The following is a 24,555-nucleotide window of genomic DNA, read 5'->3' as shown; positions in this document are numbered from 1 at the left end:
CGGCATGTTTGGGCCTGGCCGGCAGGGAGAAACAGCTTGAGCTGTTTCAGATAATTGTTTGTTTTTAAAATGCGATCTCGCACTTTATAGATTGAAGTAAGAAATCGCCGCAGCGCCGGCAGGAACTCTCCAGGAAGATAGCGCTTGCATCATTGCTTCAGGTTGTCATAACGTCATTGATATCGCTGTGCGGCTACGCGGAGGATCCGGATGTCTTTGGCTTGGATTTCGAAACTGGCACTGGCTGCAGGGTTGTTGACATCGCCCACCGTCGGCTGGGCTCAGTCGGTCAACATCTCCTATCTGACCCACTGGTCGCCGGAGACGGTGGCGTTGCTGGACGCCGCGGCCAAGGACTACGTCAAGACCAATCCGGATGTGACCGTCACCGTCCGCGCCGTTCCCTTCGGCGACCTCCTGACGACACTGCGTTCCCAAGGCGGCAGTTCCGATGGGCCGACGATCAGCGGCATCTACGATTTGTGGCTGCCCGAACTGGCGCGAGACAAGCTGGTCGCGCCAGCCCCCGACACGGTTGCCGGCGAGGTCAAAAGTGCGTGGCCGGCCGGTGTCGTCAGCGCAGCCTCCGTTGGTGGCACGCTCTACGGCATTCCAAACGAGATCGACGTCTATGCGCTGAACTACAATAAGAAGCTGTTCAAGCAGGCAGGCATTACGGCGGCACCGAAGACCTGGTCCGAATTGAAGGATGCGGCCCAGAAGCTGACCAGGAAAGACGCCGGCCAGCAAGGTTTCGGCATGATCAACTCCTGGGCGGCGGGCGTCGTCCATCCCTTCGCCTCGCTGCTGGTCTCCAATGGCGGCGACTTGGTCAAGGACGGCAAGCCGGTGCTCGACAGTGCTCAAGCCGGCGAGACTTTCCAGCTCTACGAGGACCTGATCAAGTCCGGCGCCAGCGATCCGGCGATGGCCACCGCCGACGCCAACACCACCGGTCCCTTCCTTGACAATTTCGTCTCCGGCAAGACCGGCATGATCATCATGGCCAACTGGTGGGAAAGCGCGTTGAAGACCGGCATGGGCGACAAGTTCTCCAACATCGCCACCGCACCGATCCCGGTCGGTCCGAGCGGCGACAAGCCGCATTCGATCTCCTATTCGTGGATGACCGTCGTCAACGCCAATGCCGGTGAGGCCGAGCAAAAAGCGGCATGGGATTTCCTGGCATGGCTGAACAATCCAAAGTCCGGCAAGAACGGCGCCTCGGCCATGTCGGATATTCTGATGTCGATGGGCATCCTGCCGTCGCGTGCCTCCGATATCGAAGCCCATAAGGACAAGCTCGGCTCCGAGTTCCTGTCCGGCTATGTCAGCGTGCTTGCCGACGCCAAGCCCTTCCCTGTCGTGCCGGGTGGCCAGGAGTTCAGCGAGTCGTTGCAGCAAACGCTCGAAGCGTTGCAGTATGGGCAGCTCTCGGCGAAGGATGCGCAGGCGAACGCGCAGGCCGATGCCGTTTCGATCCTGGAGCGTGCCGCCAAATAGTGAAGGCGCTGTTTCGAGAGCTCGGCGCTTTGGAAGCAGAGCGATGATCAAGACCTATCGTGCCTCGGCGGGCATCATGCTGGCGCCCGCGGTGACATTGATCGGCGTGTTCATCCTGCTGCCGATGCTGCTCACCATCTGGCTGTCGTTCCAGGACTGGTCGACGCAGACGCCTTTTTCCAATGCGAGCTTCATCGGCTTCGACAATTTTCGCGAAATATTCGGCCCGACCTCGGTCGGGCGGGATTTCAAGAGAGCGCTGCTCAACACCGCGATCTACACGGCGCTGTCGGTGGTCCTCATCCTGCCGCTCTCGCTAGCATTCGGCCTGATGGTCTACCAGCGTGATGTCGCAGGCGGCACGGCACTCAGGACAGTGTTGTTTTCCACCTACATGGTGCCAATGATCGCCGTGACGCTGGTCTGGTCGAAGCTCTATTCGCCGAGCGAAGGGCCGGTCAACCAGATGCTCGGTTTGATCGGCATCGGCGCGCAACCATGGCTATCCTCGCCAAGCTCGGCGCTGATCTCGATCGTCGTCCTCAACGTCTGGCAGCAGATCGGCTATTTTACGGTGCTGGCGGTTGCCGGGCTGACCCAGATCCCGGGCAGCCTTTACGAGGCGGCGACGCTGGACGGCGCCAACCGGCGCGAACAGTTCCGCTTCATCACCTTGCCGCTGCTGCGGCGCACGCTCCTGTTCAGCGCCGTAATCGCCATCATCAACGCCGTGCAAGTATTCGAGCCGGTTGCGCTGATCACCCAAGGCGGCCCGGTCGGCTCGACTAACGTGCTGACCTACCATATCCGCCGTGTCGGCATCGAGCGCGCGCAAGGCGGATTGGGCTCGGCCATGGCAGTGATGCTGATGCTGGCGCTGATCGTCGTCGTGTGCGCGCTGTTCGCCTATGCCGACCGGAAGGACGCCGAATGAGCGCGCCTGGCCGCTCGGGATGGTCGAGCCGGTTGGCGCGCAAACGCCCGGCGGGCCGCAGGGCGCTGCTCGCGACGGTGATGCTGCTGGTTGCCGTGGCCTCTGCCTTCCCGCTGTTATGGATGATGCTTTCCAGCCTGAAGACGCCGGCCGAAACCATGCAGGTGCCGCCGGTGTGGATACCGCGCACGCCGAGCCTCGAAGCCTACGAGAAAGTGTCCGGCGTGATCAATGTCGGCCGCTCGATGTGGAATTCGCTGGTGATCGCCACCATCACCACCGCCGGCATTCTGGTGACCAGCATGATGGCTGGCTATGCCTTCGCCAAGCACCACTTTCCCGGCCGCTCGCTGCTGTTTTCGGTGCTGATCGCCACCATGTTCCTGCCGCCGATCGTCACGCTGATTCCGCTTTATCGTCTCGTCGGATCGATCGGCCTGAATGCCAGCCTTGCCGGCATCATCGTGCCCAACCTCGCCAATGCGTTCGGTATTTTTCTGATGCGCCAGTTCATCGCCGGCGTGCCGGACGATTTGATCGATGCCGCGCGGATGGATGGGGCGTCGGAACTTCTGATCCTGTTCAAGATCGTCGCCCCGAGCGTGGCGCCCGCGATCGCGGCACTGGCGCTGTTTGCCTTCGTCTATCATTGGAACAGCTATCTGTGGCCGCTGACAGTTTTGCAGGGCAATGCAGAGGATTATCCGATCGTCATTAGCCTCAGCCGCCTGCTCAGCTACAACAGAGGCGCCCTCAATACAGGACTGGTCATGGCCGGCGCCACGCTCGCCGTGCTGCCGCCATTGGTGCTATTCGCCTTCCTGCAGCGCTTCTTCGTGGATTCGATCGTCGGCTCGGCAGTCAAGGGGTAGCGTCCGCGGCACGGCCGGCATTCGCCTGGCTGTCATCGGGACGCGCTGGTGCGCAGAACGGAGCTAGGCAGATAGCCGCGTTCTGAAAGCTATCAGTTCATCAGCGAACCTGGACGCGAATACCCCCACCGCCTCAGCTACAGCCAGAGCCTCAGAAGGGTCTTGATGATGTTATGGGGCTATACTCGGCGTTTCCACCCTGCCCGGGAACGCAGTTTATTGTCGGTCTAATGCGTGTGACTGCAGCCGAACTTAAGTCGGACGCATTGTTGCGGCCGCCGTTAAGGAATGTGGATGAGCCAGGCGAATTGTGGTCGGCCCGAACCGATGGCGCCGGCGCGATATGCAGGTCCATAGCTCCTGACTGGCCCGCGTGGGCCGCCGCTCGACGCCGCTACGGCCTCTCACGTTCAGCCTTTGCATATACTGGTTTTTCTTGGAGGCAGAGGAACACAATGCCGCAATGGTGGTTCGGTGCCGGCAGCGGTCCTCACTCACTGCTGGCAGATTGAAGGGCCCGATCGGCCCGCGTTTTCGAGAGGCGCGGGCCATCGAGGCAAGCAAAAGCGGCAGGGCAAAGCGTGGGCACCCGACGGATCGACAAGGAAAGATATGAGCGCACCACAATCGCAGCTCGCACATTGACCGACTCCGAGCGTCTTGCACGCCAGGCGAAAACTGCGCGATTGCGCGAGCAGCGACTGAGCGCTGAAACATCGCCGTCGAAGCCGATTGCTGCGGACGCGGAAACCAAGCTGCCCCCGAAGAAGAAGGGCAAACCAATTCAGGCCGGCTAACGACTAGCGCGTCCGGCGCTCATCGCGTGTGACGCGTCCTCACGGCCGGTCTGCCCACCCGCTCCCAGCCCGCTGCCGTCTTGTCAGGACATTCCGCGCGGCTGATGGGCCTCCGGGCCGATCGCGCCAAATTCATGGTTTACCTAGCCAGTGGCGGCCTCGCGGGGCTGGCCGGCGTCATTCTTGCCGCCCAGTTTGGTGCCGGGCAGCCCATAAGGGGTTGGCTGGCAGCTGTTTGCCGTCGCCGCGGTTATTGTGGCGCCACAGTGCTGACCGGCGGCTCCGGCTCGGTGATCACGACGTTAGCCGGGGTGCTGCTGCTCGGTATCCTGTTCAATGTTCTGAACTTCGAGAACGGCCTGGGCTGGATTTCCCTCTCAGCCTATTGGCAGAGCGTCATCCGCGGTTTTTTCTGCTGGCGGCTGTGCTCCTACAGGCGCGACTTGCCGGCCGACGCGTCTCCGCGTGACCTGCGTTTTGCGTCGAAAGGGGCGCACCGCGCGTGTCGTGATCTGCGCCACAAGAGCTGTCCCCGCGCCCGCGGCCTCCCGAAGGGGGCGAGGGTCGATCGGTGCGCACCGATCTGCAGCCATGCATTGGGAGGGAGACATTGCTGCGGCCGCCGAACCTTGATTGTGACTTCGTGTTCCAGAACTAAAGGAAACGGACGGAACAGCAATGCGATCAGTTCGCCAGGCCCGCAGCTCTAAGGACCGCTTTCACGGTATCGGACGCGGTCGAAGTTTTGCTGAAGGATTGGCCGAAGCCTCGCTGCGACTCGCGGCTTGCTGCAAATCGAGGCGTGCCTTGCCAACCTGCGCTGCAAAAAGCCACCAAGAATAGCGCGTAAGGCGTCCATTACCGCAGCCAAGGACGCCAACATTGCGCGGCGAACAATTTCAGACCTGTAGCCAAACATCCTTGTTGCGGTGTGGCTTCAATGCGTACCGAAGGTGTAGCCGCGTGCATGTAACCAAATTGCCGGCTCGGCGTTTCCTTCAACGCCGTTGCAACGGTCCCGCCCACCAACGCAAGCTTACCGAACACGAATTGGCGAGGCGATAGCTTCTTCCACGAGCATAGACTGGCAAATTCATGAGTGGCAATTTTCTGGTGATCCAACCTGAGGAAGGCATTGCCGTGCTCAAGGGGCTTGCCTCCTCGGCGCGGATCTCGATGCTGAAACTGCTGCATGAGAAAGGGCCGATGAATGTCAACGAAATCGCCGCCGTGCTGTCGCTGCCGCAATCGACCGTCTCGACCAACATCCAGGTGCTGGAGGATGCGGGGCTGATCCGCACCGAGAACCGGAAGGCGAAGAAAGGCAATCAGAAAATCTGTTATCCGACCGCCGAAGAAGTGCTCGTCGTGTTCAAGGGCGAATATCGTGCGGTCAAGAACGACGCGATGGAAGTGTCGATGCCGATCGGGCTTTATACCGGCTTCGAGGTTACCGCGCCCTGCGGCCTTTGTTCGCCGGACGGCATCATCGGTCTGCTCGATGTGCCGAACACTTTCCTCGATCCGGCCCGCATGAAAGCCGGGCTGCTGTGGTTCACGCGCGGCTTTGTCGAATACCAGTTCCCCAACAATGCCAAGCTCGCCAATGCCGAGATCACCGAACTCGAAGTGGCGATTGAGCTGTCCTCGGAGGTGCCGGGCACCAGCGCCGATTGGCCCTCTGACATCACGCTGACGATCAATGGCGTCGATGTCGGCACCTGGACGTCGCCGGGCGATTTCGGCGACAAGCGCGGCGTCTTTACGCCCTCATGGTGGAAGCTCAAGGGCTCGCAATACGGCAAGCTCAAGAACTGGCGAATTGTCAATGAAGGCACCTATATCGACGGGGTCAGGATTTCCGAAACCGGCCTCGCCGCACTTGACCTGAAGAACCATCATTCAATCCGTATCCGTATCGGCGTCAAGGACGACGCCAAGCGCCCCGGCGGCATCAACATTTTCGGCAAGGGCTTTGGAAATTACGATCAGGACATCCTGCTCAGGATCAAAACCGGTTGATATCATCGACCCCGGTTAGAAAAATAGTGACTCAATTTCAGCTGCTTCCTTTCATTGAGCCAACTCGGCATCCAATTGTCAGACTTGCGGCTATCTTGTCACCGGCGCTGAGAAACCGATTGGCACGACTGGTCTCACCGAGGAGTTCGACGAGAGAATTTAAATATATTATCTGACGCGACCAACTTACCTTTTTTACTCTCAACCTGCCTCGTCGCAGGCTTCGCCGACTGCCTACGTCATCAGCCTGGGACATCTAGCCCATCGGTTATCGCTGGACGACCATCGATCAGAAACGGCGACTGGCAGCACCATTGTGATGAGCGAGCTTAATCTGTGCCTTTCTTGGGTTTTTGTCGGCGTCCGTCGGGCAATGCGACCTGGACGAGGTGGGTAGCCCAGCGGCTACGATTGGATCACGTTCTCTAGGCAACTCTGGAAAGTATGTGCCGATCCAAGTCGCACTTGGCCAGACCATATCGCCAGCGGTGGTTCGTCGTCTCGCGTCTGCTCTGGTAGAATAAAGTCAATTGCCGGCCTTCGATCATTACGGTCGAATGGCCATTCTCTCCTGGCTCGCCAGGATCAAGGACGGGGCCGACAGAGACATAAGGACCCTCTACCCTATCGGCGATAGCAAAGAAAACGCGTTGACGGCTTCCACGGGGGCCGTCGGGGAGGAAGCAGGTAGCGTTGAGAAGCACGCGGCCATCCGGCAATTCAACCAGTTGCGCCCCTTCTATCCCCCACTCGTAATCGGGGTGCTCGCGCGCATTGTGATGCGGCACGTCGAGATGATCGAGTATCTTGCCGAGACGTTTCCATGGCCCGAACCAAGAATCGGATTGGCTGCGCGCCAGATAGACATCAGGCTGAGGCACCCTGGTGAATTTGGGCATGCCTGAATAGACGATATAGCGCTTGCCGCCGATGATTGCGGGGTGGGGATCGTAGATGCCGTCCTCATCGGTGTCGGGCAGCGACAATATCGCCGGATTGAGCACGACCCAATGAAAGCCGTCATTGGAGACCGCGTGCTCGCAACGTCCGCCGGACTTCATGAATTCGGTCTGGATAAACATGTGGAAGACGCCGCACTCATGAATGACGCCGGGCGCCGCAATGCCCGATCCGGTTACCGGCAAAACGATCGCCTCGTGCTCTATCCAGGGTCCATAAAGATCCGGCGCTGTGGCGTGGAGGATTTTCCAGCTCTCGGTTGTGACGGTGCCGCTGGAGCCGAAGACGTGCCAGAGCGTGCCATCGAACACCGGACAAGGGTCCTTCACATCATCCACCGCCTGCGGGTGAAACAATGGAAAGACGTTGGTTTCAAAGTCGATCTTCATTCCCAAGCATTCCCGCGATTGTTTCGCGGACCCCTTTGATTTGGACCGTCTGCGTGACTCAGCCGAATCGATTCGCAGCCCTCATTTATAACTCCGCCCATGAACGGTTGTTGAACGATTGAACGATTTCAACCGTTCTGTGGCAATGCGCCACATTTTGGGTGAGGTCACGCACGGCGCGGGGCTTCAGCTTCTGGAGCGGCCATCATGTCAGCCGGATGCAGGGTCGTCCGGCTTGACCTTCTCTCTTGAGCCATGGCCGGAATGGCGCGGATCGCTGGCCTTGCCCGAGACAGTTTGGAACTATGGAACAACTTACTGGGATGAAAGTTATAGAGATGGCTACGAATTTCATCGAAGCTGCCTCGATTAACGTATGTTATCCGAGGCAATTTCTAATTGTAACGAAGGATTTCTATATGGAAATGGCGGTGGGCACCCCCCTAAAACCAGATACCACCGTACAGTCGTCAATTTTACTTTGCTTTTCCCACCTCCGATGGAATTTTGTATTCCAAAGACCGCAACAGATCCTGACGCTCGCCTCAAAACAGCAGCAGCTAATTTATTTCGAGGAGCCGATTTTCGACGAAAGGCGCCACGCTTCGATGCGGGTGAACGATGTTTCACCTACGATCAAAATTGTGACGCCGGTTATTCCAGTCGGCACGTCCGCGACCAAGGCGGATGCGCTCCAGCGCAGATTCGTCGACCAGATCGTCGCCTCTACGCCGCATGAACGGTTAACCGCGTGGTATTACACGCCCATGGCACTACGTTTCAGCGACCATCTCGCCTATGACGTCTGCGTCTACGACTGCATGGATGAACTCTCCGCGTTCAAGAACGCACCCGCAGAGTTGAATCAGCTGGAAAAGGCGCTGTTCCAACGTGCCGATATCGTCTTCACGGGCGGGCAGAGCCTTTACGAGGCCAAGCGAAGCCTGCATCGTTCGATCTTTCCTTTCCCAAGCAGCATCGACGTTGCACATTTCCATCAGGCGAGAGAGCCGGGTGAGGACCCACTCGACCAGGCCAACATACCTCACCCGAGAGTGGGGTATTTCGGGGTCATTGACGAGCGGCTCGACGTCGAATTGGTAGCGGAGACGGCTGCAGCAATGCCGGACGTGCAATTCGTCATGCTCGGCCCTGTGGTCAAGATCGATCCGGCGAGGCTGCCCACGGCAAGCAACCTGCATTGGCTGGGCGGCAAGTCCTATGCCGACCTGCCACGCTACCTCCGGCATTGGAGTGCCGGCTGGATGCCTTTCAAGCTCAATGAGGCGACACGCTACATCAGTCCGACAAAGACTCCTGAATTCCTGGCGGCAGGACTGCCGGTGGTTTCCACAGCGATCGTCGACGTCGTGCGCACCTACGGCGCCGAAGGCCTGGTCGACATTGTCGACGCCGAGGATATCGAAGCCAAGCTTCGATCCATCCTGGCGCGTCCCCGCGATTTCCTGGTGGAGAAAGCCGACGCCTACCTCGCCGACATGTCCTGGGAGAAGACCTGGAATGCGATGGCGGCCCACATCCAGCGCGCCCAGGCGATGAAGAGCGTCGTGCCGTTGCTGAGGGGAGCGTGAGCATGTTCGACTGGCTGATCGTCGGCGCCGGCTTCGCCGGCAGCGTGCTGGCGGAACGCATCGCATCGCAACGACAAGAAAGCGTGTTAATCGTTGACAGACGAAATCACGTCGGCGGCAATGCGTATGACTGTTATGACGAGGCGGGGATCCTGGTCCACCGCTATGGGCCGCACATATTCCACACCAATGCCCAATCGATCGTCGACTACCTGTCGCAGTTCACCGAATGGCGGTCTTACGAACACCGCGTGCTGTCGCTGGTCGATGGAAAGCTGCTGCCGATACCGATCAATCTAGACACCATAAACCGCCTTTACGGCCTTAAGCTGACATCCGAGCAGTTGCAGGAGTTCTTCGCTTCCCGGCGAGAGACGGTGGAAGAAATCCGCACAGCCGAAGACGTCGTCGTGAGCACCGTGGGCAGGGAGCTCTACGAGAAATTCTTCCGCGGCTACACCAGGAAGCAGTGGGGTGTTGACCCTTCCCAGTTGAGCAAATCAGTCACAGCGCGGGTGCCAACGCGGACCGATCGGGATGATCGCTACTTTGGCGACACTTTCCAGAAAATTCCGGCAGGCGGGTATACGCGCATGTTCCAGCGCATGCTGGATAATCCCAAGATCAAGATCATGCTGCAGACCGACTATCGTGAGATTCGCGACAAGATTCCGTGCCAGCGGATGATCTACACCGGGCCAATCGACGAATTTTTCGATTGGAAGCTGGGTCGCTTGCCTTACCGCTCGCTGCGCTTTGAGCACGTGACGCTTGATTGCGAGGAGTTTCAGCCGGTCGCCGTCGTCAACTATCCGCAGACGGAAAACTACACCCGCATCACCGAGTACAAGCATCTGACCGGACAGAAGAGTCCGAAGACCAGCCTGACCTACGAATATCCCTCGGACATCGGAGATCCATATTACCCGGTGCCGCGGCCCGAAAACGAGGCGTTGTACAAGAGCTACGAAGCGTTGGCAGCGGCGTGCCCACAGGTCTGGTTCGTCGGACGTCTGGCGACATATCGCTATTACAATATGGATCAGGTCGTCGGGCAGGCTTTGGCGACGTTCGCGCGCATTCAAAAGAGCATGCCGGCAAACGGCATCGGGCAGATGCCGACGCAGCGCGAGGCGGCGGAGTGAACGATGCGCCGGGATTAAGCTGCGTTCGAGGCGACCATTAACATTTGAGATGGCGCAAAGATCAGCCGAACCTAATATGCCGTTGGAGGGGTCGTGCGTACGAGACGTTTCACAAAGCCGATAGTCGCTCAACCCAGCCGGATCGATCGCGACAGGTTTGTTGTGTCGGTAACGGACGCGGCCCAGGTTCTGCTGAAGGATTGGCCGGAGCCGGCTTGCAAGTCGAGACTCGCAACAATCGAGGCGTGCCTTGCCGTCCTGCGCAGCGAAAAGCCGCCAAGGGTCGCACGCGAGGCGATCATCGCTGGAAGGAGGCATCTATCTCGGCGGACAGATTTAGGCTTACCGCGTTGCCGATGCCAGTAAAGCGCGGCGCACTATCGGCGGGCTATACCGCGCCTGCTGGCTCGTTTTCGAAGGCCTCGAACAATCGGCGCTGGCGTTCCAACTCGTCGGCAAGCGGCTTGTGAAGAGTGCGCGAACCGTCCGCATGAATGGTGGAGAACAAGCCTACTTCGGCGTGGCGCGAATTGTCCCAACCGGGGTAGGCCGTCACCGGGTACAGGCATATGCCCTGAATAGGTGCTCCGAGGCTCATCGCATCGCGCACTTCGTCGCAAACATAATGGAGCCAAGCCGGCCGTCCTGAGCCCTCGGCGCCGGTCTCGGCAATAAACATCGGCTTCTTGTAGCGCTCGTCGACCTCGGCCAGCATTTCCGAAAGCGCCCGGTATTCGTGGTGCCCCATCGGTATCGTTGGCCCATTCAAGTACCATTGGTTGTGCGGATAGAAGTTGAGGCCTATGACGTCGACAAGGTCCTCGCTGCCACCCAACTCCGGCTCCGCGCGCCCGACCAGCATGTCGTAAGCCTCGAACTGGCCCTGACGAGCATTTTCGGCGCGCCGCCGCTCGGCGCGAGTGCGGTCACGAGGAGCAATATGGATGAGCGGTTCAGCCCAGATGAACCTGCAACTGGGTTCGGCCTCCCGCATTGCTCTGATCCCGGCGATCGCTGCCCTGACAAGGTGGCGTTTGAACCATCCGCGCTTGTTCTGCCCGACGCGCGGGAAATAGCCGACCTCCACCGCCCACGCAAAGAACGAAATTTCGTTGATCGGACATACCAGGGGAGCCACTCCGGTGGCTAAGCGATGAACCCGAACAGCTTCCGCGGCGAAACGGACATAGGCCTCGACAAAGCCGAGGCCACCTTGGTCGACGTGGTCTGGCGAACCATAGTGGAAGATATCCCAGATAACCTGCACCCCGGCCGCTTGGGCTGCTTCGATCACCGACATCCAGCTCGACCAGTCAAAGACTCCCGGCGCTGTTTCGATCAAGTGCCAGCGCAAGCCGTCGCGGATCGTGCGAAGCCCAAGCTCGGCACAGCGGCGATAGTCGCCGGATGCATGGGTGTCATGTGAGGTCGCCCGGATCAGATCAAGGCGCACCCCGTCGGCACGACGATGCGAGGAACACTCGAAACCAGCCATGAAAAAGCTGTCTATGCCAGAAGGATCTGCCGCAGGCCGACGAGCCGGTTCCTCGTTCATACCGGCATCCTGTCGGCCAGGGATGGCGCAAGCACTTGCGTTCGGCGATCGCCCTTTGCCGGGTTCGGTCGCCTCTTCGATTTCGATTCGGCTGCCATCACGTCGACATGTTGGCGTTGCCGGGCGATCACCGCCATGGTCTCCTCGCGCAACACGGAGACGAGATCGGGCTGGTTGCGGCTTCGACGCTCGTAAGCCAACAGCAGTTGCAAGCGTTCGCGCGCCACGGGCGCGCTGCCGGGGCGCTTGAAGATATCGAGCAGGTTCATGCTGCCCTCCTTCCCAACAGCCGGTCGAGGAGGCCCCTCCGCTCGAAAGGCAGAATGACCGGCAGGTCCTCGCCCTCGAGTCTTCTTGCCGCGTCGATATAGGCGCGTGCGGCGGGGTTGGTGTTTTCGCTGAGCGTAACCGGCGCGCCCACATTGGATGCGCGCAGTAGTACAATGCGGTTGGTGCCAAAACACGTGTGCTCGACAGGCAAGCGACAGAGAAAAATGGCCAAATCCGAATTCGCTCCTTGCGCTGCTCAAGAAGCTGCAAATTTCGGATTGGCCACCCCAGCAATACGCCACCTCACGCGGCCTGCTGCATTGCCCGTTCGTTGACGCCAGTTTCGCCGAGTTGGGTGAGCGCCTCATCGGTGGCTTTTTCTTCTTCCAGAGTCTGTTCCAGAAGTGGGACTGCGTCTCTTAGGCCGAGCAAGCCCGCCCACGTCACAAGAGTGCCGTAGCGCGCGATTTCATAATGCTCGACGGCCTGGGCTGCAGCCACGAGCCCTGCGTCCAATGCTGGAGCGTCTCCGAATTCCTCCAAAATCTCCTGCCCCTCCTCGATCATGCCATCGATCGCTGGGCAGGTCTTGCCCTGAGCCCTCTTGCCAAACGCGTCGAAAACCTGCTGCAGGCGATCGATTTGACCTTCTGTCTCGTCTCGATGCTTTTCGAACGCGGCCTTCAGCTCCTCGGACTCTGCGCCCTTTGCCATTTTCTTTAAGGCGGTCAGAATCTTCCGTTCGGCGTAGTAGATGTCCTTCAGACCATCGTAGAAAAGGTCTTCCAAGCCCTTGGAGCTGCCTTGTGATCTTCTCGTCGTCGCCATTCTCATCTCCTGTTGAAAGCTATCGATGGATGTACGGCTCTAACGAGGCCAGTGCCTTGTTGTTCCTTCACCATGGCCCACAACTCGCTTGTCCTGCCAATGCTGGAACGAACTGCTCATTCTTGAGTGGAGGCGCGTCTATTTTGGTCCGGTTAACCGATGTGAATGCGCATCTGAGAAACTTCCGCAATTGATGTGGGGTGAAGTTGAATTGGAGGTGTGTGGTGCGACGGCGTGAAGATCCTATCGAAAAATATATCGGCACGCGAAGTCGCCGCCACCGCCTGATCTCGACAGAGCTCACCTTCATAGCGCCGAGGCAAATTGTTCCGACGCCCTCGATTTCAGACCGCGAGCTCGAAAACATGGTCGCTGGCCATGCGGTCAGTTGTGGTCTCGCCGTGGACTTCGATCATACCCGCTAATGTCGGATGCGACCTCGCGCCACGGGCGCCTACACTAAAGGCCTCCCCGACGTTCGAACCCGCCCCATTTATGACGTTCTGCCATTGTGAGTCCAAAGGCCTTATGCGAAATGCGATCGCAATCGCCTCGGGTCCCACGTCGACCTGGCTCAGGCCCAGTTCCGCAATCCGGCAACCGCCAGCAAGGCGCGCGTTCCCGTGGCCACTTCGAGTTTGGCGGACGTTGTGCTGTTCCAGTCTGCACCGATCTCTGTCACCGGCGGGGGTTGCTCACGGCTCGCGCGCAATGGATCAGGGATTGCTGCGCACGGTGGCAGTCGGCTGCTCGTCGTGCAGGTGATCGCCTCTTTCCTTCAACGTCCACGCGACGCTTCGCCGAGAAGCTCCAGCACGCTGGCGCGTGGGCGACTGAGGCGGCTTCTCACCGTTCCCAGCGCGCAACCGCATTTGCTCGGCGCCCACGGATCCGGTTCAACGGGACGGCTTGGTCTTTCACCGCCTTCATAGGATTTTCGGGGTATGTAGGTCGTTGACATGGCCCGCGCCCGGGAATAGGCGCGGGCCGATCGGACAACCCCGATCACGCAGCTGGAGGAAAACGCTGCAGGAATCAAACCTTGCTCCGGCGCTGTTGTTCCAGCTCTGGTGCAAAAAGCTCGTGTCCTGTTCGCGGCTTGTGCACCGACACGTCCGGACCCAGCGCATGACATCCATATCTGCCGATCCCGATTTGAAAATCCCTGTGTCCATGTCCGGGCAACTTCCCTCGAGTATCCAGGTCTGCCTTGGCGCTAGCTGCGATTGCTGGATGTGAAGGTGAGATGGGCCTGCCAGCCTGGTCCTGTGGGTACATAGGAAGAAGATCACTGATGTCCCGGCAGATCACTGACCCTAGTTCGGCTGCGTCCAGGGCAAGGCCTTCGGCCTGAAGCCGCCACACCCGGTGAAACAAACCGCTGAGCCGGAGTCCATGTCCCAACCGGGCAGCGACGGCTGTGAAAGGACCCTGGTGCTCCGCGAAAACCGACTCTTCTGATAATGCGGGGCCGAGTTTTTTAAAGACGCGGGAACATCGATGCTGCCTCACGGGTTCGGCGCAAGAAACCTCCATAATCCGAAGGAAAGCGGCCGGGGTTGGCTCCGGAATGAAGGAAGCAGCCGTTTCTCAGCACCCGTTTGCGCGGGAGTTCGGTCAAGGGCGTTGCCGGCGGCGCTGCAGATGGGCATCCACAGGAGATGAAGCATGCGGGCTCTCGTTTGGCATGGAAAAGAAGATATACGTTGCGACCAGGTTACCGATCCCGAAATCGAGGACCCGCGCGACGCCATTGTCAAGGTGACCAGCTGCGCGATCTGCGGCTCGGATCTGCACCTCTATCACAACTTCATCCCGGCGATGCTGCCTGGCGACATAATGGGCCACGAGATGATGGGAGAGGTGGTGGAAGTTGGGTCCGGCGTAAACGGCGCCCTCAAGAAGGGAGATCGCATCGTCGTCCCCTTCACAATCATTTGCGGTGAATGCGAGCAGTGCAAGCGCAAGAATTTCTCGGTTTGCGAACGCACCAACCGCAACAAGAATATCGCCGACAAAGCATTCGGGCACACCACGGCCGGGCTGTTTGGCTATACCCATCTCACCGGCGGTTACCCGGGCGGACAAGCCGAATATGTTCGCGTGCCGTTTGCCGACGCCACGCATATCAAGGTACCGGACGGCCTCTCCGATGAGCTGGTCCTCTTCCTCGGCGACATCTTTCCAACCGGCTGGCAGGCTGCTGTTCAGTGCGACATCGAGCCGTCCGATACCGTCGCGATCTGGGGCTGTGGCCCGGTGGGGCAGATGGCCATACGCAGCGCCATCCTGATCGGGGCCGAGCAGGTTGTGGCGATCGACTGCCTGCCGGAACGCCTTTCCATGGCTGAGGCAGCCGGCGCCATCACAATCAACTTCAAGGACGCGAGCGTAATCGAAACGCTGAATGAGCTTACGGGTGGCAAAGGGCCGGACAAATGCATCGATGCCATCGGGATGGAAAGCCATGTGTCACTTGGCCAACCAGACACTCTCTATGATCGCGCGAAACAGATCATGCTGATGGAAAACGATCGCCCACACGTGCTGCGGGAGATGATCTATGTCTGCAGGCCGGCCGGCGTCATCTCAATCCCGGGCGTGTATAGCGGGTTCGTCGACAAGATCCCGATGGGCCAGGCCATGAACAAGGGCCTGACTTTCAGGATGGGCCAGACGCATGTGAATCGCTGGGCCGACGACCTGCTGCGCCGCATCGAAGAAGGTCAGATCGACCCCTCCTTCGTCATCACCCACACGGTCGGGATCGAACGAGGACCCGAGATGTACAAGGTATTCCGCGACAAGCAGGATAGTTGCGTCAAAGTCGTACTGAAGCCCTAGGAGAGCCATGAACATGCTTACCAAATTCGGCAATCTCAGCAGATCGCCAAGCGACCCCAGGGTGGTAAAGTCTGGCCCGACCGCGCTCACAGCCTCCGATATGCTTGCAAGCAAACTCGGCTGGTTCAGCATAGCGCTGGGTGTCGCCGAGCTTGTGGCCTCCCAACGGATCGCCCGCGCACTCGGCATGCGCGGCAAGGAGAGCATCATCCGTGCCTACGGGGCGCGGGAAGTCAGCAGCGGCATTCTCTCGCTGTCGGTAGACAAACAGGCAGGCCTTTGGAGCCGTGTGGCCGGTGACGCGCTCGACATAGCAACACTCTTGCCGGCGTTCCGGCGCGACAATCCAAAACGTGACAATGTCGGCCTTGCTCTGGTCCTCATCGCCGGTGTGACGCTCATCGATTGGTTGAGCGCCCAAAAGGTAAGCGCCCGGCACGCTCGCGGCCGCGCGCAACCGCAGGATTTTAGCAACCGCAGCGGCTTCCCACGCGGAGTGGCCGCCGTGCGGGGCCTTGCGCGGACGGAGAGGTCGACATCTGCCGGCCAGAACCGACATGCTGGTTGACCGGCACCACGCCTGTCCTCCTTCTCTGCCGTCGCCGCTGCCCGAAATGGCCGTGGGTCAACAGGATGGCAGCCGGTCGGGCGCCACTGCCAAAAGGTCTCTCGGCGAGATCGACAATAGTATTCCGGACATTTGGCTGCCACCGCAGTCTGTCGCGGATGGTGCGAAGGCCGAGTTCGGCGCAGCCGCGGTAGTCGCCCAGGGCATGCAAATTATGCGAGGTCGCACGAATAAGATCGAGGCGAACTCCGTCCTTGCGCCGGTGCGAGGAGCACTCAAAGCCTGCGATGAAAAACTGGCGAAGCGCGAAGCTTGCGGAACCGGAGCCTCCACCTGGTGCTCGTCCCTGCGCCCCACTTCGCTCATTCGAAGTCTCCTTTCAGCAGTCGGCTTCTAACTCGGCCGCCTCGTTAGGACCGGGAACCGCGTTGGCGAAATACCGCATCCAATCGGGCGCGCGCCATCTTCGTTGCTCAGTCCAGCTCGTCCTTGCGTGACCGGGTAATGCCGAACCGATTGGTCGAGCCTTTGTTCCTGTGGTGGACTGTCCGGAGCTGGGTGGCGAATGAGGAACAAGGAGGGACGTGCCAAGTTCGAGGCGATGTACCACCGCCGCCGATCGACTCGAGCGGCTGCTCAGCAACAAGAGAGGCACGGGATCACATGACCGTTCAGATTCGACTTTCCGAGATCGACCACGCCAGGCGCGAGGATCTTGGCGACGGCGCTTGGAGCATCGCACCGGACTTGGGCTATTTGAGGCTAGCAATCGTCAATGTCGTGTTCTTCGGCGCACCGGGCAGCGGAGATCGGAACTGGATGCTGATTGATACCGGGTTGCCGACGTCCCGCAGCAGCATTCTTGCGGTCGCGGAAAAGCGGTTTGGCACGAACGCACGGCCAGCCGCGATCATCCTGACCCACGGCCATTTCGACCATGTGGGAACGGTTCTAAACCTTGCGAATAAGTGGGACGTGCCTGTCTTCGCGCATCCACTCGAGCGCCCCTATTTGGACGGAACCGCATCCTATCCGCCACCGGATCCCTGGGTCGGGGGTGGACTTATGGCGCTGCTTTCGCCCCTTTTTCCACGGGGGCCAATTGATCTTGGCAACCGTTTGGAACTCTTACCTGCCGACGGATCGATCCCCGGAATGCCCGGATGGCGATGGCTACACACACCCGGGCACGCTCCTGGGCATATCTCGCTCTGGCGCGAGAAGGACCGCTCGCTGATCGTAGGGGACGCTTTCATCACCACCGGTCAGGAGTCAGTCTATGAGGTCGCCGTTCAGGATCTTGAGATGCACGGTCCGCCGCGCTACTTCACGCCGGACTGGGATGCGGCGGAAAGATCCGTGAAGCACCTGGCTGCCCTGAACCCGCAGATGGTCATCAGTGGACACGGTGCGGCTGCTGCGGGAGTGGGCATGCGTCAAGCTCTTGACAGCCTGGCTGAGCGGTTCAGGGTGTTCGCCGTCCCGCCGAAATTGAAATTCGTGCGCGAGCCGGCGGCAGTCCAAGGTAGCTGAGGCCAACCGAGCCGCCGTCGTTCTGAAATATGGTCAAGTTGGGCAGACTCTATTTCTCGAGCCGGTAGAGCTACCCGTCGGGTCGCGCCCCCCACCGTCCCCGACAAACTCTGACAAGCGGAACAAACCCGGAAGGCGCCGGGTTAGGGCGTTCGATCGGCGCAGGGCGACTGCGGCCAAGCGCCCCGAAGTTCCGCGTCAGGAGAAGACGTCAGATGGAAAACGAGTACCCCGAGGACGCGTCCTCTCCGCCGTCGAGCCGACCGGCAAGAAGTTGTTCGAGCGGCATCCGCCAAGACTTGGCTTCGATTCGCTCATGGGCCAAAACCGTGGAGGAGACCAAATGGCAAATCTGGGAAGATTGGCGATCGCGATGCTTGGCGTTCTGGCATACCAAAATCGCGACAAGCTCTGTGAATTGATTCCGGGAGCAGGGTATCTTAACCCAAACGACCCACAACGCAGAATTCTGGCTCAGATAACGAATGGCGTGTCGAGGGCTGACCTTGGTGAGATCCTCGAACGGTTCAGGGAGGTGGGGGCAGGATCGAAGGTCGACTCGTGGGTTAGCAGCGGGCCAAACCAACCGATCGAGCCAAGGGACGTCGAAGCGGCAATGGACGAAGGTACACTCAGGTCCATGTCGATGCAGATGGGTCTTTCGCGCGAGGAGCTAATCAGAAGGATTGCGCGGGATCTACCCGAGACAGTCAACGAGATGACGCCGAATGGTGAATGGCCGCCTGAGCCGATACAAGGCTTGGATAAGTCGACCCTGCTCGACAATGTATCCTAGGGGACACAGCTAGGAATGCAGCCGGAGATCCAGGGTGGCAACTCTACACCGGGAATCCAATTGCTCGGACGCACCCAGTTGGACAGCCCGCCCGCCAAGTTACCGGCCTTGGGAAGGCTCGTCGGTCGTGTCCCGTCAGGTGGTGTAGCTCGGCGGTTACGAAGCCGCTCGCGAGCGCGCCGTTAGTGGTGAGTGAGCGGCTCGCCCGCCACCATCAGGCGGGTTCTCAAGCGTGCCGGGCTGTCGCGGCTGAGCGATATCGAGCCGGCCGAACCGGTCCGACGCTACGAGCGCGAGAACCCCGGCGAGATGATCCATATCGACATCAAGAAGCTTGACCGCTTCAGCCAAGTCGGCCATCGCATCACCGGTGATCCGAAAAAGGGTAAGTCTCGGAGCGCCGGCTGGGAGTTCGTCCATGTCTGCATCGACGACGCGTCCCGCATCGCCCTTTCGCAATCCTGCCATGACCCCGTCCTGGCGAACAAAGGACAGCAGATGCCCAGACGACGACAGCGATTGAGCAGGGAACATTCAGCGCGCGAGCGGCGGCGATCGACCTCTCGATCATCTGCTGGGCATCCGACAGCAATATCGTGGAATTGACGGCAGGACATGACAAACTCCCGCCTCTGATGGTGATCTGCCGACGCGAGCCGTTGGCAGATCACGATGCTTCCAATCGCTCAGGCGGTCTTTGCCTTCATTTGGCTCAGAGCAGCCAAAAGCGCCTCCGCTGCCTCACTCGATGATGCTGGGTTCTGACCGGTGATGAGCTGGCCATCGACGACTGTGTGCACGCCCCAGTCCTTGATCTTGGAGAAGACCGCACCGAGGCTGATGAGCTCGTCCTCGACGAGGAACGGCACGACCTGCGTGAGGCCTACAGCCTCTTCCTCGCTGTTGGTGAAGCCGGTCACGTATCGGCCTTGAACGAACGGCGTGTCGTCGGGATTGGTTACGCGACACAGGACGCCCGGTGCATGGCACACGAGGGCGATCGGCTTGCCGGCCGCGATGAAGGATTGGATCAATCTGATCGAATTCGGATCTTCGGCCAAATCCCATAACGGGCCGTGGCCGCCGGGGTAGAAGACCGCATCGAAGTCCTTCTGGTCGACGCTGTCCAGGCGCACAGTTTCTGCGAGGTGCGCCTTGGCAGCCTCGTCGGCGTTGAAGCGTCGCGTGAGGTCGGTCTGGAACATCGGCTCGTCGCTCTTCGGGTCGAGAGGTGGCTGGCCGCCCTTCGGCGAGGCGAGGGTGATCTCGTTACCGGCGTCTTTGAAAACGTAATATGGCGCTGCCAGCTCTTCGAGCCAGAAGCCGGTCTTCTTGCCGGTGCTACCGAGAACGTCGTGGGAGGTGAGTACCATTAGCACTTTCATCGTTTGCATCCTTTCGTCAGGTGATGCCGCGCCATGAGGCGCCGTGGCCGGTTGCACTGAAGCTCGATCAGCCGCATCGGCTTGTCGATGAGCTGATAATCGCACCTGCCCACATATTTCAGAAATTTACTTATTTGATTTTAGATATTCAGATGGGATTATATCTCGATGAGATATGATCTGAACCTGCTCCCGGTTTTCCTGGCCCTGATGGAGGAGCGAAGCGTGACACGGGCAGCAGTGCGACTGGGCATCACCCAGCCGGCGCTGTCCAATTCGTTGAACCGCCTGCGCGACACCCTGCGGGATCCGCTGTTCATCCGGGAAAGGTACGGCATAAAGCCGACGCAACTGGCCGAGGAGATCGCTCCGACAATCGAAGCAGCGCTGGCGCAACTGGACGATCTCATTTTGAACCAGCAGGAGTTTCAGCCAGCAAACGCCGAACGACTGTTCACGCTTGCCCCCAACAGCTACGTGGAGCTTGTGTTGATGCCGGCCCTTGTCGCGAGGACGCGTGAGCTAGCGCCGGGCATCAAGCTCCGCATGACAGCTTTTGGCAACGATCTCGCCGAGACCGGCGTGATTTCCGGTACCACGGCGATGGTGCTTGGCCGGATCATCGATCCGCCGGACAACCTTGTCGTCCAGCATCTTATGGACGATGGGCTCGCCTGCGTGGTGCGCAAGGACCATCCCGACGTTCGAGACCGTATTTCCCGAGATCAGTACGAGAGACTCAAGCACGTGAACGTGCTCCCACCGGGCCGGCTGCGAGCGGGCCTCTTCCAGGCATTGGGGCAGCAGAACCTCAAGCGAGAGGTTGCCGTTTCTGTCACGCACTTCCTAGCCGTGCCTGAGATGCTTGCCGTCACGGACTACTGTGCAACGCTGCCGAGCCTCATCTGCCGGAGCCTTGAGCGGGATCCGCGCCTGAAGGTACTACCCGCGCCCGTCGACCTCGGCACTTTTCCAGTGCAGATGGGTTGGCACGTTCGCTACCGCCACGACCCGGCCCACAGGTGGTTGCGTTCGATGATCGGCGAACTGGCAAAGGAAATGACTTCGGAAGCCACCTAAGTTGGCTTTCTTGTAGTCGTGTTGCTGTCCGCCAAGAGCCATCAGTGCCGGTTGCCGCGAATGTCGGCTATCAGGCAGCGAAATGGGCTGATGAAGGGCAACTCTGGTCAGATCGCGTCATGCGACGCTCGCAACTGAACGACCGCCAAAAGGGTCGAACTCGGTCGTTCAGAGCGATTTGGATGGTTTTGGCGGCGAGAGCAGCCGGCCATGAGGAGATCCCGAACTTTGAACGAAGTTGTCGGCCGGGCGCGCCTGATACGGCCCCTCCTCTCGAACCCGACCTTCGACCCTGAACGGGGATGGTGATACACGCCCGTCCTTCTGGTATAGTGGCACGATCACCCAGCGGAGACGTTGCCATGTCTAAGCACTTCGTTCATGGGGCAGTGGTCGCATTGGGGCTGTTCGTCACCAGCGCAAGCGCCGAAACCCTGAAGCTTCCTGACAATCTGGCCGGCTTTAGTTCTGATATTGGCGAAAACTACTTTGTCGAAAGCGATGCACGGGAGGCCTATTTCCCTCTCGCAAGCAACTTTCTGACGCAGAAGACACAGTCCTATTGCGGTGTCGCCAGCATCGTCATGGTGCTGAACGCGCTCAATGTACCGGCGCCTTCGGTTCCGGAGTATGAGCCATATCGCACTTTCACGCAGGACAATGTCCTCGATGAACGAACAGACGCCATTCTCGCCCGAGATGTTTTGGCGAAGAAAGGTATGACCCTCGATCAGATCGGTGGAATTCTTGCGACGCAGCCGGTCAAGGCAGAAGTCCATCATGCCGCCGACAGCTCAGTCGACGAGTTCCGCAAGCTGGCGAGTTCCCATCTCGGCCAGTCGAACCATTTCGTGATCGTCAATTACCTCCGCAAGGCAATCGGACAGGAGAAGGGCGGCCATATCTCGCCGCTAGCAGCCTATGATGGGAAATCAGACCGCTTCCTCATCCTTGATGTCGCACGGTATAAATACCCTCCGGTGTGGGTGAAGACATCTGAGCTTTTCGATGCCATGAACACCCAGGACTCCGACAACGAGAACAAGACCCGCGGCTTCGTCCTGGTATCGGCGGCTTCTGTTCAATAGTGATCACCGCCTTCAACGCGATCATCCAGTCTGTGAGCGAGGGGTCACGCGCATTGATGCGGGGCCCCACAAACCATCCCGCCCCCGCCCGCCGATGAACCCGGTGGGTGCCGACCCGGCATGCGCTCGCCCCGGCGGCGGTGGTCTCACACGCTGGCGTTCTAGGGTCAAACTCTACCAACTGGCTGCCGCCAATGGCCGAGATGGATGGTTTGTTGCTGTTCGCCTCGTCCACTGGAACGAGTAAGGTGCGCCAGTAGCGGACCTTCCAGAACGTGCCTGTCGACTTCGGATAGGTGCAGTAAGCGGACGCTCCGTGATCGCCGTAAAAAAATCCAAAGGCCTTTTGACGCACGGGCTTTCATCGCTTCCGCTGTCATCTCCGTGACCACGCCTCGTCTGCACCTAAGTTTCAATGCTCTCTCTTCCGAATTACGATGAGCGGATTTAGTGTGATGCCGCTGCTGTGAGAACCTGCTACCCTGACTCGCCGTAAAACAGGCTAGCCGCGCATGGAACGAAGACTTAGCGCAATACTTGCCGCCGATGTGGTCGGTTACAGCCGGCTCATGGGTCTCGACGAGGGCGGTACGCTTTCGGCGCTCAAGACGCATCGGCGAGATCTGGTCGACGGCAAGATCGCCGAGCACCAGGGTCGGATCGTGAAACTCACCGGCGACGGCATGCTGGTCGAGTTCCAGAGCGTGGTGAACGCGGTCGCCTGCGCGACCGACATCCAGCGCCGCATGCGCGAGCGCAACGCCGACGTGCAAGAGGAGCGGCGCATCGAATTTCGCATCGGCGTCAATCTTGGCGACATTATCTTCGATGACAACGACATTTATGGCGACGGCGTCAACGTGGCGGCGCGAATTGAAAGCATCGCCCGGCCCGGGGGCGTCGCAATCTCCGGCACGGTTCGCGACCATCTCGGCAAGAATCTTGATCTTGATTTCGAGGACACGGGGGAACACGAGCTCAAGAATATCGACCGGCCGGTCAGAGTCTACCACGTCGCACTCGCCGCGCCTTTCCGCTTCGAGAACAGCGCGGCAACAGCATCGCCCGAGGGGCGCGAGAGGGAAAAACCTTCAATCGCCGTCCTGCCGTTCACAAATATGAGCGGCGACCCCGAGCAGGAGTATTTCTCCGACGGAATTACCGAAGACATCATCACCGACCTGTCGAAAATCTCCGGACTCCACGTGCTCGCCCGCAACACGGTATTCACCTACAAGGGCAAGGCGGTGAAGGTGCAGCAAGTTGCGCGGGAACTCGGCGTCAAATTCGTTCTCGAAGGGAGTGTGCGCAAGGCCGGTCAGCGCGTCCGCATAACGGGACAGCTTATCGACGGGGCGGATGGCGGCCACGTCTGGGCCGACCGATACGACCGTGAACTCACCGACATCTTCGCCATTCAGGACGAAATCACTCACACCATTGTCGATCAGCTCAAGGTCAAGCTGCTGCCGGCCGAAAAAAGGGCGATCAAGGCGGCTCCCACTGAGAACGTCGAGGCCTATACTTACTATCTGAGGGGGAGAGAGTTTTTCCACCGGACGTCCAAGACCTACTATGTGCTGGCGAAGCGGATGTTCGGCAAGGCAATCGAGCTCGACCCTCTTTATGCGCGCGCCTACGCCGGCATCGCCGACTGCGACTCCTTTCTATTCCTCAATTACGACGAGAAGGTCTCGCTCGAGAGCATCCTCGCCAACAGTGGCAAGGCGCTCGATATCGAAAGTGGGCTGGCCGAAGCACACGCGTCGCGTGGTCTCGCTCTCTCGGTCGGCCAAAGATATGAAGAGGCAGAAAAGGAGTTCGAGCAGGCTATCGCAAGTGATCCCAATCTGTTCGAAGCGCACTATTTCTACGCGCGCGCCTGCTATGCGCAAGGTAAGCTCAAGGCGGCTGCCCACCACTACGAGCGGGCCGCCGAGATCAAGCCCGATGACTACCAATCTGTTCTTCTGCTTATGCAGGTTTATCGTTCTCTAGGGCGGCCGGAAGACGAAAGGGATGCGGCTCGCAGAGGCGTCGAACGCGCCGAGCGCGAATTGGCGAAATATCCTGAGAACCCCCGGCCAGCCTATCTCGGCGCAAATGCCCTCGCCTTAATCGGGGAGACCGAACGTGCGAAGGAGTGGAGCGCGCGGGCGCTGGCGATTGATCCGGACGATCTCCTGACGCAATACAACACCGCCTGCCTTTGCTGTCATTTCGGCGAGTTCGATCGTGCATTCGACCTGCTGGAACGCCTGTTGCCTCATGCCAACCACGAAACCAAGGCATGGGTGAAGCAGGATTCTGACTTTGCGCCACTGCACGAACATCCGCGCTGGCAGCGCGTATTGGAGCTGGCAGCTTAGCCATTAAGCCCTGCCTCACAGCGAT

Annotated in this window: 22 protein-coding genes and 2 pseudogenes; 18 read left to right on the top strand and 6 right to left on the bottom strand. The window is 59.6% G+C overall.

What is annotated here, in order from left to right; genetic code table 11:
- The first annotated feature begins 210 nt into the window (after nucleotides 1–210).
- From NKJ32_RS17365 to NKJ32_RS17340, 7 genes are all read left to right on the top strand, one after another.
- Nucleotides 211–1,503, top strand: coding sequence for an ABC transporter substrate-binding protein (locus NKJ32_RS17365; RefSeq protein ID WP_352594049.1), 1,293 nt, complete (start codon nucleotides 211–213; stop codon nucleotides 1,501–1,503).
- A 43-nt stretch (nucleotides 1,504–1,546) separates the two neighbouring features.
- Nucleotides 1,547–2,437: a carbohydrate ABC transporter permease gene (locus NKJ32_RS17360; RefSeq protein WP_352594048.1), complete on the top strand. Its 891-nt coding sequence runs from the start codon at nucleotides 1,547–1,549 to the stop codon at nucleotides 2,435–2,437.
- Nucleotides 2,434–3,309, top strand: a complete 876-nt coding sequence (locus NKJ32_RS17355) for a carbohydrate ABC transporter permease (RefSeq protein ID WP_352594047.1) — start codon at nucleotides 2,434–2,436, stop codon at nucleotides 3,307–3,309. Before NKJ32_RS17360 ends, NKJ32_RS17355 begins: the two co-directional genes overlap by 4 nt.
- A 641-nt stretch (nucleotides 3,310–3,950) precedes the next feature.
- The gene (locus NKJ32_RS17350) at nucleotides 3,951–4,106 is read left to right on the top strand and encodes a hypothetical protein (RefSeq protein WP_352594046.1); all 156 of its coding nucleotides are present in this window, start codon (nucleotides 3,951–3,953) and stop codon (nucleotides 4,104–4,106) included.
- Between the two features lie 104 nt (nucleotides 4,107–4,210).
- On the top strand, nucleotides 4,211–4,816 hold the full coding sequence (locus NKJ32_RS17345; protein ID WP_352828167.1) for an ABC transporter permease: 606 nt from the start codon (nucleotides 4,211–4,213) through the stop codon (nucleotides 4,814–4,816).
- A gap of 75 nt (nucleotides 4,817–4,891) precedes the next feature.
- Nucleotides 4,892–5,017: a DUF982 domain-containing protein gene (locus NKJ32_RS35510; RefSeq protein WP_502897048.1), complete on the top strand. Its 126-nt coding sequence runs from the start codon at nucleotides 4,892–4,894 to the stop codon at nucleotides 5,015–5,017.
- Nucleotides 5,018–5,201: 184 nt separating this feature from the next.
- The gene (locus tag NKJ32_RS17340; RefSeq protein WP_352828164.1) at nucleotides 5,202–6,128 is read left to right on the top strand and encodes an ArsR/SmtB family transcription factor; all 927 of its coding nucleotides are present in this window, start codon (nucleotides 5,202–5,204) and stop codon (nucleotides 6,126–6,128) included.
- A gap of 425 nt (nucleotides 6,129–6,553) precedes the next feature.
- Here the strand turns inward: NKJ32_RS17340 and NKJ32_RS17335 are convergent, their stop codons facing one another.
- Nucleotides 6,554–7,477 (bottom strand): glycoside hydrolase family protein, encoded by a 924-nt coding sequence (locus tag NKJ32_RS17335; protein ID WP_352625310.1) that lies wholly within the window; start codon nucleotides 7,475–7,477, stop codon nucleotides 6,554–6,556.
- Between the two features lie 419 nt (nucleotides 7,478–7,896).
- Here NKJ32_RS17335 and NKJ32_RS17330 point away from each other — a divergent pair, with 419 nt between their 5' ends.
- The 3 genes from NKJ32_RS17330 to NKJ32_RS17320 all read left to right on the top strand — a co-directional run bounded on the left by NKJ32_RS17330 (nucleotide 7,897) and on the right by NKJ32_RS17320 (nucleotide 10,580).
- Entirely contained in the window at nucleotides 7,897–9,069 is a 1,173-nt protein-coding gene (locus tag NKJ32_RS17330) for a glycosyltransferase family protein (protein ID WP_352828162.1), read from the top strand.
- Between the two features lie 2 nt (nucleotides 9,070–9,071).
- Nucleotides 9,072–10,214 (top strand): UDP-galactopyranose mutase, encoded by a 1,143-nt coding sequence (gene glf, locus NKJ32_RS17325; protein WP_352707750.1) that lies wholly within the window; start codon nucleotides 9,072–9,074, stop codon nucleotides 10,212–10,214.
- A 93-nt stretch (nucleotides 10,215–10,307) separates the two neighbouring features.
- Complete coding sequence (locus tag NKJ32_RS17320; RefSeq protein WP_352828160.1) at nucleotides 10,308–10,580, top strand: DUF982 domain-containing protein; 273 nt, start codon at nucleotides 10,308–10,310, stop codon at nucleotides 10,578–10,580.
- A 22-nt stretch (nucleotides 10,581–10,602) separates the two neighbouring features.
- Here the strand turns inward: NKJ32_RS17320 and NKJ32_RS17315 are convergent, their stop codons facing one another.
- The 4 genes and pseudogenes from NKJ32_RS17315 to NKJ32_RS17300 form a co-directional block, all read right to left on the bottom strand.
- Complete coding sequence (locus NKJ32_RS17315) at nucleotides 10,603–11,769, bottom strand: beta-glucosidase (RefSeq protein ID WP_352625313.1); 1,167 nt, start codon at nucleotides 11,767–11,769, stop codon at nucleotides 10,603–10,605.
- Nucleotides 11,766–12,038 (bottom strand): cell division topological specificity factor MinE, encoded by a 273-nt coding sequence (locus tag NKJ32_RS17310; protein WP_352828157.1) that lies wholly within the window; start codon nucleotides 12,036–12,038, stop codon nucleotides 11,766–11,768. The genes NKJ32_RS17315 and NKJ32_RS17310 overlap by 4 nt, the downstream gene beginning before the upstream one ends.
- Nucleotides 12,035–12,208 (bottom strand): annotated as a pseudogene (locus NKJ32_RS17305) (septum site-determining protein MinD); the annotation flags it as partial. The gene NKJ32_RS17310 and the pseudogene NKJ32_RS17305, both read right to left, overlap by 4 nt.
- A 134-nt stretch (nucleotides 12,209–12,342) precedes the next feature.
- Complete coding sequence (locus NKJ32_RS17300; RefSeq protein ID WP_352784238.1) at nucleotides 12,343–12,867, bottom strand: YciE/YciF ferroxidase family protein; 525 nt, start codon at nucleotides 12,865–12,867, stop codon at nucleotides 12,343–12,345.
- Nucleotides 12,868–14,535: 1,668 nt separating this feature from the next.
- On the opposite strand from NKJ32_RS17300, the gene NKJ32_RS17295 reads away from it, so the two are divergent.
- The 5 genes and pseudogenes from NKJ32_RS17295 to NKJ32_RS17275 form a co-directional block, all read left to right on the top strand.
- The gene (locus tag NKJ32_RS17295) at nucleotides 14,536–15,711 is read left to right on the top strand and encodes a zinc-dependent alcohol dehydrogenase (RefSeq protein WP_352625317.1); all 1,176 of its coding nucleotides are present in this window, start codon (nucleotides 14,536–14,538) and stop codon (nucleotides 15,709–15,711) included.
- A gap of 7 nt (nucleotides 15,712–15,718) precedes the next feature.
- Nucleotides 15,719–16,279: a hypothetical protein gene (locus tag NKJ32_RS17290; RefSeq protein WP_352828155.1), complete on the top strand. Its 561-nt coding sequence runs from the start codon at nucleotides 15,719–15,721 to the stop codon at nucleotides 16,277–16,279.
- Between the two features lie 663 nt (nucleotides 16,280–16,942).
- Nucleotides 16,943–17,812, top strand: coding sequence for an MBL fold metallo-hydrolase (locus NKJ32_RS17285; RefSeq protein WP_352594034.1), 870 nt, complete (start codon nucleotides 16,943–16,945; stop codon nucleotides 17,810–17,812).
- A 343-nt stretch (nucleotides 17,813–18,155) separates the two neighbouring features.
- A complete protein-coding gene (locus NKJ32_RS17280; RefSeq protein ID WP_502902691.1) occupies nucleotides 18,156–18,608 on the top strand; it encodes a YidB family protein in 453 nt (150 codons plus the stop codon).
- 201 nt (nucleotides 18,609–18,809) lie between these two features.
- Nucleotides 18,810–19,079, top strand: a pseudogene (locus NKJ32_RS17275) (IS481 family transposase); the annotation flags it as partial.
- 215 nt (nucleotides 19,080–19,294) lie between these two features.
- Here NKJ32_RS17275 and NKJ32_RS17270 read toward each other — a convergent pair.
- Nucleotides 19,295–19,993 (bottom strand): type 1 glutamine amidotransferase domain-containing protein, encoded by a 699-nt coding sequence (locus tag NKJ32_RS17270; protein WP_352828150.1) that lies wholly within the window; start codon nucleotides 19,991–19,993, stop codon nucleotides 19,295–19,297.
- Between the two features lie 168 nt (nucleotides 19,994–20,161).
- On the opposite strand from NKJ32_RS17270, the gene NKJ32_RS17265 reads away from it, so the two are divergent.
- The 3 genes from NKJ32_RS17265 to NKJ32_RS17255 all read left to right on the top strand — a co-directional run bounded on the left by NKJ32_RS17265 (nucleotide 20,162) and on the right by NKJ32_RS17255 (nucleotide 24,530).
- Nucleotides 20,162–21,073, top strand: coding sequence for a LysR family transcriptional regulator (locus NKJ32_RS17265; protein ID WP_352828148.1), 912 nt, complete (start codon nucleotides 20,162–20,164; stop codon nucleotides 21,071–21,073).
- Nucleotides 21,074–21,435: 362 nt separating this feature from the next.
- A complete protein-coding gene (locus NKJ32_RS17260) occupies nucleotides 21,436–22,161 on the top strand; it encodes a phytochelatin synthase family protein (protein WP_352707764.1) in 726 nt (241 codons plus the stop codon).
- A 512-nt stretch (nucleotides 22,162–22,673) separates the two neighbouring features.
- Nucleotides 22,674–24,530, top strand: a complete 1,857-nt coding sequence (locus NKJ32_RS17255; protein WP_352594030.1) for a TPR end-of-group domain-containing protein — start codon at nucleotides 22,674–22,676, stop codon at nucleotides 24,528–24,530.
- The last annotated feature ends 25 nt before the right edge of the window (nucleotides 24,531–24,555 follow it).

This window comes from Mesorhizobium sp. M0159 (assembly GCF_040322295.1).
Taxonomy (GTDB): domain Bacteria; phylum Pseudomonadota; class Alphaproteobacteria; order Rhizobiales; family Rhizobiaceae; genus Mesorhizobium.
The sequence above is the reverse complement of the archived record's forward strand: the minus strand, read 5'-3'. Positions and strand labels throughout refer to the sequence as shown.

Bases quoted from the DNA above. Each gene is read 5' to 3' on its own strand.
- NKJ32_RS17365 (WP_352594049.1), top strand. From the start codon at position 211: ATGTCTTTGGCTTGGATTTCGAAACTGGCACTGGCTGCAGGGTTGTTG.
- NKJ32_RS17360 (WP_352594048.1), top strand. From the start codon at position 1,547: ATGATCAAGACCTATCGTGCCTCGGCGGGCATCATGCTGGCGCCCGCG.
- NKJ32_RS17355 (WP_352594047.1), top strand. From the start codon at position 2,434: ATGAGCGCGCCTGGCCGCTCGGGATGGTCGAGCCGGTTGGCGCGCAAA.
- NKJ32_RS17345 (WP_352828167.1), top strand. From the start codon at position 4,211: ATGGGCCTCCGGGCCGATCGCGCCAAATTCATGGTTTACCTAGCCAGT.
- NKJ32_RS17340 (WP_352828164.1), top strand. From the start codon at position 5,202: ATGAGTGGCAATTTTCTGGTGATCCAACCTGAGGAAGGCATTGCCGTG.
- NKJ32_RS17335 (WP_352625310.1), bottom strand. From the start codon at position 7,477: ATGAAGATCGACTTTGAAACCAACGTCTTTCCATTGTTTCACCCGCAG.
- NKJ32_RS17330 (WP_352828162.1), top strand. From the start codon at position 7,897: ATGGAAATGGCGGTGGGCACCCCCCTAAAACCAGATACCACCGTACAG.
- glf (WP_352707750.1), top strand. From the start codon at position 9,072: ATGTTCGACTGGCTGATCGTCGGCGCCGGCTTCGCCGGCAGCGTGCTG.
- NKJ32_RS17315 (WP_352625313.1), bottom strand. From the start codon at position 11,769: ATGAACGAGGAACCGGCTCGTCGGCCTGCGGCAGATCCTTCTGGCATA.
- NKJ32_RS17310 (WP_352828157.1), bottom strand. From the start codon at position 12,038: ATGAACCTGCTCGATATCTTCAAGCGCCCCGGCAGCGCGCCCGTGGCG.
- NKJ32_RS17300 (WP_352784238.1), bottom strand. From the start codon at position 12,867: ATGGCGACGACGAGAAGATCACAAGGCAGCTCCAAGGGCTTGGAAGAC.
- NKJ32_RS17295 (WP_352625317.1), top strand. From the start codon at position 14,536: ATGCGGGCTCTCGTTTGGCATGGAAAAGAAGATATACGTTGCGACCAG.
- NKJ32_RS17290 (WP_352828155.1), top strand. From the start codon at position 15,719: ATGAACATGCTTACCAAATTCGGCAATCTCAGCAGATCGCCAAGCGAC.
- NKJ32_RS17285 (WP_352594034.1), top strand. From the start codon at position 16,943: ATGACCGTTCAGATTCGACTTTCCGAGATCGACCACGCCAGGCGCGAG.
- NKJ32_RS17280 (WP_502902691.1), top strand. From the start codon at position 18,156: ATGGCAAATCTGGGAAGATTGGCGATCGCGATGCTTGGCGTTCTGGCA.
- NKJ32_RS17270 (WP_352828150.1), bottom strand. From the start codon at position 19,993: ATGAAAGTGCTAATGGTACTCACCTCCCACGACGTTCTCGGTAGCACC.
- NKJ32_RS17265 (WP_352828148.1), top strand. From the start codon at position 20,162: ATGAGATATGATCTGAACCTGCTCCCGGTTTTCCTGGCCCTGATGGAG.
- NKJ32_RS17260 (WP_352707764.1), top strand. From the start codon at position 21,436: ATGTCTAAGCACTTCGTTCATGGGGCAGTGGTCGCATTGGGGCTGTTC.
- NKJ32_RS17255 (WP_352594030.1), top strand. From the start codon at position 22,674: ATGGAACGAAGACTTAGCGCAATACTTGCCGCCGATGTGGTCGGTTAC.